Origin of the sequence: Sphingomonas sp. (assembly GCF_019242355.1) — a bacterium.
Lineage (GTDB): Bacteria > Pseudomonadota > Alphaproteobacteria > Sphingomonadales > Sphingomonadaceae > Sphingomicrobium.
In genome coordinates this window covers 1-6,642 of the sequence record NZ_JAFAVR010000085.1, presented here as the reverse complement: position 1 = coordinate 6,642, position 6,642 = coordinate 1, and the positions used below count along the sequence as shown (strand labels likewise).

Annotated in this window: 9 protein-coding genes; 1 reads left to right on the top strand and 8 read right to left on the bottom strand. The window is 66.5% G+C overall.

Annotated features, from left to right (window positions below):
* Positions 1 to 205 precede the first annotated feature (205 nt).
* A complete protein-coding gene (locus tag JOZ79_RS04060) occupies positions 206 to 1,120 on the top strand; it encodes a LysR family transcriptional regulator (RefSeq protein ID WP_294070961.1) in 915 nt (304 codons plus the stop codon).
* Here the strand turns inward: JOZ79_RS04060 and JOZ79_RS04055 are convergent.
* The 8 genes from JOZ79_RS04055 to trbJ all read right to left on the bottom strand — a co-directional run.
* A complete protein-coding gene (locus JOZ79_RS04055) occupies positions 1,117 to 1,335 on the bottom strand; it encodes a helix-turn-helix transcriptional regulator (RefSeq protein ID WP_294070958.1) in 219 nt (72 codons plus the stop codon). The genes JOZ79_RS04060 and JOZ79_RS04055 overlap by 4 nt on opposite strands.
* A 93-nt stretch (positions 1,336 to 1,428) precedes the next feature.
* Positions 1,429 to 1,569, bottom strand: a complete 141-nt coding sequence (locus tag JOZ79_RS04050) for a hypothetical protein (RefSeq protein ID WP_294070955.1) — start codon at positions 1,567 to 1,569, stop codon at positions 1,429 to 1,431.
* Between the two features lie 73 nt (positions 1,570 to 1,642).
* Complete coding sequence (locus JOZ79_RS04045) at positions 1,643 to 2,833, bottom strand: TrbI/VirB10 family protein (RefSeq protein WP_294070952.1); 1,191 nt, start codon at positions 2,831 to 2,833, stop codon at positions 1,643 to 1,645.
* A complete protein-coding gene (trbG, locus tag JOZ79_RS04040; protein WP_294070950.1) occupies positions 2,830 to 3,675 on the bottom strand; it encodes a P-type conjugative transfer protein TrbG in 846 nt (281 codons plus the stop codon). Before trbG ends, JOZ79_RS04045 begins: the two co-directional genes overlap by 4 nt.
* Positions 3,672 to 4,361: a conjugal transfer protein TrbF gene (gene trbF / locus JOZ79_RS04035; RefSeq protein WP_294070947.1), complete on the bottom strand. Its 690-nt coding sequence runs from the start codon at positions 4,359 to 4,361 to the stop codon at positions 3,672 to 3,674. The genes trbG and trbF overlap by 4 nt, the downstream gene beginning before the upstream one ends.
* The gene (gene trbL, locus JOZ79_RS04030; protein WP_294070944.1) at positions 4,358 to 5,704 is read right to left on the bottom strand and encodes a P-type conjugative transfer protein TrbL; all 1,347 of its coding nucleotides are present in this window, start codon (positions 5,702 to 5,704) and stop codon (positions 4,358 to 4,360) included. The genes trbF and trbL overlap by 4 nt, the downstream gene beginning before the upstream one ends.
* 3 nt (positions 5,705 to 5,707) lie before the next feature.
* Positions 5,708 to 6,046 carry a putative entry exclusion protein TrbK-alt gene (trbK-alt, locus tag JOZ79_RS04025; RefSeq protein ID WP_294070940.1) on the bottom strand — a complete coding sequence of 113 codons (339 nt, stop codon included), beginning with the start codon at positions 6,044 to 6,046 and terminating at the stop codon, positions 5,708 to 5,710.
* Positions 6,039 to 6,642: P-type conjugative transfer protein TrbJ (trbJ, locus tag JOZ79_RS04020; RefSeq protein WP_294070937.1), on the bottom strand; the 604-nt coding region annotated here is incomplete at its 5' end. The genes trbK-alt and trbJ, both read right to left, overlap by 8 nt.

Genomic DNA, 6,642 nt, shown 5'->3' with positions numbered 1-6,642 from the left:
GAAGCGGACCACGCGGAAATGCGCGAAGCGAGCCCGCCGTCGACCGTTTTGAACCGGTTCGCAGGCGGCATCGGTTGTGCGGCTATTGTCGCTGCATTGATCTACGCCAACCGCCATAAAGCCGCAGTTCACCCCAGCTCAGACTCGTCGTGATCTTGCCCTTCTCGAGCGCTCGCATCTTCCTCCCAGCCTGAAGTAGTAGCTCGTGATAAGTAACCGCCGCTTACGGGGCCGTCCCGATTTTCATCAGCTCGAGACGTTCCTCAAAGTTGCTGAAACGCGCAGTTTCGCCGCAGCAGCGCGCCAGATGGGTGTCAGCCAGCCTGCTGTCAGCCAGACAATTGCGCGGCTTGAGGAACTATACGGTGGCGACCTCTTCGAACGGCGTCGAGGAGCACCAGCAGCGCTTACACCCATCGGACGCGCCATCTTCCCGAAGGCAAAGCTGTTGCTCTTCACTGTCGACCAGCAGATTGAGCGCGCGCTCGCAACTGCGCAGAGCTACACCGGCTCTCTGTCGGTCGGATTCTACACCGGTCTCGCCCTCGGTCCGCTCAAAGAGGGGATCGCCGATTTCAGGCTGTCACGTCCAGACGTCGAATTGCGGATTGTTGAGTCATCTCCTGCCGAGCTTCATCGCGCACTCAACGAGCGCTCGCTGGACATCATTTTCTCGGCCTACGTTACCGAGGGTGCCGATTCCAACCAACAGGAACGGCTTTGGGAGGAGCCCATGGTCGTCGCCCTACAAGACACGCACCCGTTCACCGCCAAAGACAGCCTCCGATGGGCGGATCTCGCCGCCTTGCCGCTTATGATGCGCTCCCATGGCGGCGATCTTACCGCCTACCGGACCATCGCCTCGCGAATGGGCGAGCACCCTTTCCAGTGCGACCTCCACGACGTCTCTCGCGGAGCGCTGATCGAGCTGGTCCGATTGGGACTGGGCGCCACCATCTCCTTCGCGTCGGCGGTCGTCCCGCGTGACGGCGTCGCCTTCCTTCCCATCGTCGACGACAACAGCAATGTCGGGATCGACGCCATCTGGCCACGCGATGATCGTAATCCCCTGCGGCATCGTCTCCTGTCGCTCGTCCGCAAGCATGCGGCGACCCATTAGTCGCGGCCGCGCTTGCCCCTCGGCGTCGAGACGGCGATTAGCTCGCCGGCGTTCACGGCCAACGCATCCGCAAACATTCCCAGCAACGTTACGCTCGGAGACACCTTGCCGCGCTCGATCGAGCCGAGATATCGTGCGCTGATGCCGAGCAGATGCGCCATTTCCTCCTGGGTACGCCCAGTCTCGTTACGAATGCGCCGGAGGTTCGTCGACAAGACATCCTTGAGGTCCATCCGACACTAGATCACAGCGTCGGAACGATCGTTCTAGGAACGATCCTTCCTATTCGTTAAGAGCGTTGCATGCCATCATCTCTCCTGGATCGCCAAATGCCCCGACCGTCCATCATGCCCATCGATCGTATTACCGAAGCCGAGCGACTTATCGATCAGGCGCGCACTCTCCTCCATCGCCCAGAGGAGGAGATCGTCGTAAACTATCTCAATCACGCCGTGGAGGCGCTCCGGATTGTCTGCGAGGAGGCGGCGAGCCTTTCCGCCCCGATCTATGCAGAGTCAGCGTTCACTGCGCCGGCCATGGCGCCAGCAGAAGATCACGGCTGACCAACACCCGGACTTTCGCTCCAGGCCTCACGGTGATGGTCGGCTGCACGTCTAGCTGCCGGCTGACGATCTTGTCGCCGGCGGTCTCGACCGAACGCCCGGCGCTTTCGCGGATCGCATAGGCAATGCCGGCATTATCACCACTGCCGCCGGTCGCGACGTTGGCGCCAACGCCGAATAGCGTCGACATGAGCCCGGCCATCAGCAGCTTGCCCGTGTGGCTGTTGACCCGGTCCGCAAAACCCGACTGTCCGGCGGCATCGGTGCCGATCATCCGATCCAGCTCGATCGATCGGCCGTCGGGGAAGATCATTCGCGTCCACACGACCAGCGCGCGCGTCTGCCCATAGGTCACCCGAGCATCATAGATGCCGATCAATCGCGTTCCCTGCGGCACCAGCCGCGTCCGCCCGGTCACGCTGTCGAACACATCCTCAGTCACCTGCGCCACTACTTGGCCAGGCAAGTCCGACGAGAGCCCGGTGACAAGTGCCGCTGCGATCGTCGTGCCTGCCGTTACGACATAGCGACCCGCCGGGGGAGTGACCTGGCCGCTGTTGACCGTCGGCTCGTGCGCGCCGCCCACCACGAAGGCCACCTTGCGATCCTGCGCGTCCACATTCGCCGCCGGCGACGCACTCGCAGCCCCTGGCTGAGGCGCGGCCGATGGTTGCGCCTCAGCGTTGGCGGTTCTGACTGCCTCGGCCGTCCCGGCGAACAACTTGCTCGCCCGAGCGCTGTCGCTCTGTTGCTGCCGCCTCTGCCGATCGGCGGCGCGCTGATTTTCGGTTGGCGTGGTGGCTGCGGCGGTAGTTTCGGCCGGGAGGGATGCGGGAGCCGGTGCTGCCGGTGCCGAAGGCGTAGTGATACCGGCTGAGGCGGTGCGCGCAAGGTCGCCATAGTCCTTCGGCGCATCGGCGAGCGCATCGGCTTTGGCCCGATTGATCGACACGGCCTCCTGCTGAGGCACCGTATGATGGCTGTGGCTCAGGCTGTAGCCCAGCGCCGCCGCCACGCCGAGCGCGCTCACGCCGGCGAGCGTGGCCAGGGCGCGGCGCGATAGCCGACGCGGCACCGGCGCCGGCGCGCGTGTTGCGATCGGCTCGGGCCGAGGCGGCGCCTCCGCTAGAGGCTCGTCGCCGCCGCTCACGAATGCCGCTCCCGCGAGGTCGTCCGCTCGATCCGGACGATCTGCTGTTTCTTCGTGCCAAGGCGGAGTTCGGCGACCGAGAACAGCCGGTCGACCACCATGTAGCGGCCGGACACGCGATAATTGACCAGCTCGGCCTGCTTCTTGTCGCCGATCAGGAACAGCGGCGGCAGCTCGCTCTGTCCGATCATATCGGGGAATAGCAGATAGGTCTTGGCGCCGTCGTCGAACACCTGCACCGGCCGCCACGGCGGATTGGCGCCGGTCAGCCGATAGGCGAAGTCGAGCTTCACCGGATCGATGCCGCTCTGCACCTGCGTCGCGGCGACGGCGCTCGCGGCTTCGATCCGCGCACGCACCGCGATCAGTTCGTCTTGCGGATAGGACCAGCCTACACTCGCCATATAGATCGCCGGCGTCGAGCGCAGCTCGACATGATAGGTTCGCTTGTCCGTGTTGATGACCAGGTTGGTGCGCAGCCCCGGGTCGGTCGGCTTTACCAGGATATGCGTGCGGCGGCCGGTGCCGCTGCCGCTCGACGCTTCGCCGATTACCCAGCGCACCGTGTCGCCAGCGGCGACCGCGCCGGTGTCCGACAGCGTCTCGCCCTCCTGCAGTACGATATCCGTCACTTGGCCGACCGAGGCATACACCTCGTAGAGCCCGCCCGGCGCATAGACGAAAAGCTGGGTTGCGCCCTGCCAGCCCGCAGCGCGCGGCGCTATCCGCGCGGCTTCGGTGGCGACCGCAACCGGGCGAGTCGAACCCGCGCGCGTTTGCGCGAGCGCCGGCAGCGAGGTGAGCAGAAGTGGTGTTGCGAGCAGCAGCTTGCGCATGATCATTCTCCGAGATCCTGGGACCAGTTGATGGTGTGGACGTAGAGACCGAGCGGGTTGCGACTGAGCGTCGCCGCGTCGGTCGGGGTGCGGGTGACGTAGGTCAGGATCGCCGACCAATGGGTCGTGTCGGCGAGCTGACCGTGGTCGTAGCGTCGCTCGTCCCACGCGACCCGGAAGCTGTCGGCCGAGGCCCGCACGACGCTCTTCACGTCAACCGACACCTGCTTGTCCGCAAGATCGGCGAACGGGTCGCTGCCGCGTGCATAATCGTTGAGCGCGGCGGCGCCCTGCTCGGTCGTGAAATCGTAGGCCGACGCGAGGTTCTGACGGAGCACGATCGGATCGGAAGGCCGCGACCGGACATTCTCGATGAACTGCGCTAGCTGCGATGCGATCACCGCGTCGGTCGGGTGATAGTCGGCCGTCGCGGGAGCCACGGCGCGCGCCGCGCCGAGGCGATCGATCTCGACCACATAGGGCACGATGTGCGAGCCGAACCGGAGCCGCAGATTGTCGACCACCGACAGCGACAAGAGCGCAGTCGCTCCGAACGCCATCAGCCGCCAGCTATGCGCCTGGGCGCGTGCCGAGCCGATGCGATCGTCCCACGCTTGGCCGGCGCGCTGATAAGGTGTTTCGGGGACGGGTTCGCGGCCGAGGCGAGACGAGGAACGGCGGAACGGATTCATGAACGGTCCTCCAGCGAGATGTGCGCCGAGCCGCCGTGATGGTCGGCCGCGCGAAGCGTGTGGGCGGCCATGGTCGCGCCCTGGAACATCGACTGCCGACGGCGCAGGCGCTTCGCCCAAGCCGGCGTTGGCGCTTCGGCCGTGGCGGCGCCAGGAAGCGAGCTGGCAGGCTCGGCCGATCCGGCATCCTGCGCTTGATCGGCTGCGCCCTTCGCGTCGCTGGCGCTGGCCGGATCGGCGGCCGAGCCGCTCCCGGCCGGCGCGCCACCCGTGCCACCCGCGCCGCCTCCCGGCGCTCCGGACGGCGGGGGAACCGCCGGAGCGCCACCCGTCGCCGCCGGGGGAGCGGGCGGCGTGGACGGGGGTCCACCAGCCCCAGACGCACCAGAAGCGCGGGAGCCAGCGGACCGGGAGAAGGTAGAAGCGGCGGCCGATGCGGCGCTGCCGGCAAGACCGGCGGCGCCTGCAACACCCATGACAGCGGCGGTGCCGACACCGGCTACGGTCATGCCGCTGGCGATGGCGGCCCCGGCGCCGAGCTGCGGACCGCCTGAGACCAGGCCGGACGCGATGCCCGGGCCAAAGATGGCGAGGCCGAGAAGAGTCAGAGCGGCGAGCGCGATCGACCCGACCTGCTCGAGCGTCGGCGGGGTGCCGCCGAAGTCGAGGACGAATTGCTGGAAGATCGTCGAGCCGATGCCGATGATGACAGCGAGCACCAGCACCTTGATGCCGGTCGCCATCACGTTGCCGAGCACCCGCTCGGCGAGGAAGGCGGTGCGGCCAAACAGCCCGAACGGCACCAGTACGAACCCCGCGAGCGTGACGAGCTTGAACTCGATCAACGTCACGAACAGCTGGATTGCGATGATGAAGAAGGAGAGCAGCACGATCGCGACGGCGAGCAGCAGCAGCGCAATCTCGGCCGCATTGGTGAAGAGGCCGACCGGACCTGCCAGCGCCGTCGCCTGATCGAACAAGGGCGCGGCCGCATTGATGCCGGCCTGCGCAATCTTGCCGGGATGGAGGAGATCGTCGGCGCCGCCCGAGCCGGCGGCCTTGAGCCCGAGCCCGGAGAAGCTCAGATATATAATCTTGGCGAGGCCATTCCAGTTGGAGATCAAGAAGGCGAAGAAGCCGACCTGCAAAATCTTGCGGACCAGCCGCGCGATGATGTCGTCGCCTTCACCCCACGTCCAGAACAGGACGGCGAGCGTCACGTCGATCACGATCAGCGAGCTGGCCAGGAAACCGACGTCGCCATGGATCAGGCCGAAGCCTGAATCGATGTAGCGCGCGAAGGTATCGAGGAAGCCGTCGATGACGCCGGTATCCTGCTCCATGGCTCAGCGTCCTTTCGCCGCGGACGTGCTCACCGGCGACACGTAGCTCCGGCTCTCGCCCATGAAGCGGCGGCGATTGACCTCCCACGCCTCGCGGCACGCCGCATCGTCACTGCCGGCGGGGAGGGATCGGCAGCGCAGCAGCTCGGCCATCAGCGGATCGGGCGCTGTCGCCGCCGGCGTGTCTTCCTCGCTCGCGGTGACCGTGAAGCGGGATGGCGGCGGCGCGGGATCGTGGAGCGCCACGAGCGCGGCGATGCCGATGCCGGCGGCGCTCGCGGCGATCGCGAGCGTCCGCCAGCCAAGGCTGAGCGACCGTCCGGGCTTCTGTCCCTCAATCATGGAAAAGCGCCACGCTCTGCGGCACATAGCCGGTCCCCGGCAGCGTGAACCGACGCGCCTGCTCGCGGCCTTGCGCCTCGTCGGCGGCGGCGCGTGCCGACTCGATCGCGTTCGCCCGCGCCTGGGCGGCCAGCATGGTGGTCAGGTCGCCGAGCTGCTTGGTCTCGAGCGCGATCAGCTGGTTGCCGGCCTGAGAGGCCTGCAACGCGCCCGTCGCCCCTTGGCTGGCCGTCACGAGCGTCGACGCCTGGCTGCGCGTGCCATCGAGGTTGCCGGTGACGGTCGCCCCGGTGCGCAGCGAATCCTGATAGGCGGCGAGCGCATCGGTCCAGCGCGTCTGCGCGTTGGCGACCAATGTTCCCGACGAGGTGCTAGCGAGCGATCCCGACGGGTAGCGCTGGCTGAACACCTGGTCGATATTCTCGACCTTGTAGGCGATCTGCTGCGCCTGGGTAATCAGCGCGCGGGTGCGATCGATATCCTGCTGGATGCTCGACAGCATGTTGGTCGGCAGGTCTGCCAGGTTGCGCGCCTGGTTGATCAGGCTCTGTGCTTGGTTCTGGATCTGGGTGATCTGGTTGTTGATCTGGCTGAGC

Bases quoted from the DNA above. Each gene is read 5' to 3' on its own strand.
- trbG (WP_294070950.1), bottom strand. From the start codon at position 3,675: ATGATCATGCGCAAGCTGCTGCTCGCAACACCACTTCTGCTCACCTCG.
- trbF (WP_294070947.1), bottom strand. From the start codon at position 4,361: ATGAATCCGTTCCGCCGTTCCTCGTCTCGCCTCGGCCGCGAACCCGTC.
- trbL (WP_294070944.1), bottom strand. From the start codon at position 5,704: ATGGAGCAGGATACCGGCGTCATCGACGGCTTCCTCGATACCTTCGCG.
- trbK-alt (WP_294070940.1), bottom strand. From the start codon at position 6,046: ATGATTGAGGGACAGAAGCCCGGACGGTCGCTCAGCCTTGGCTGGCGG.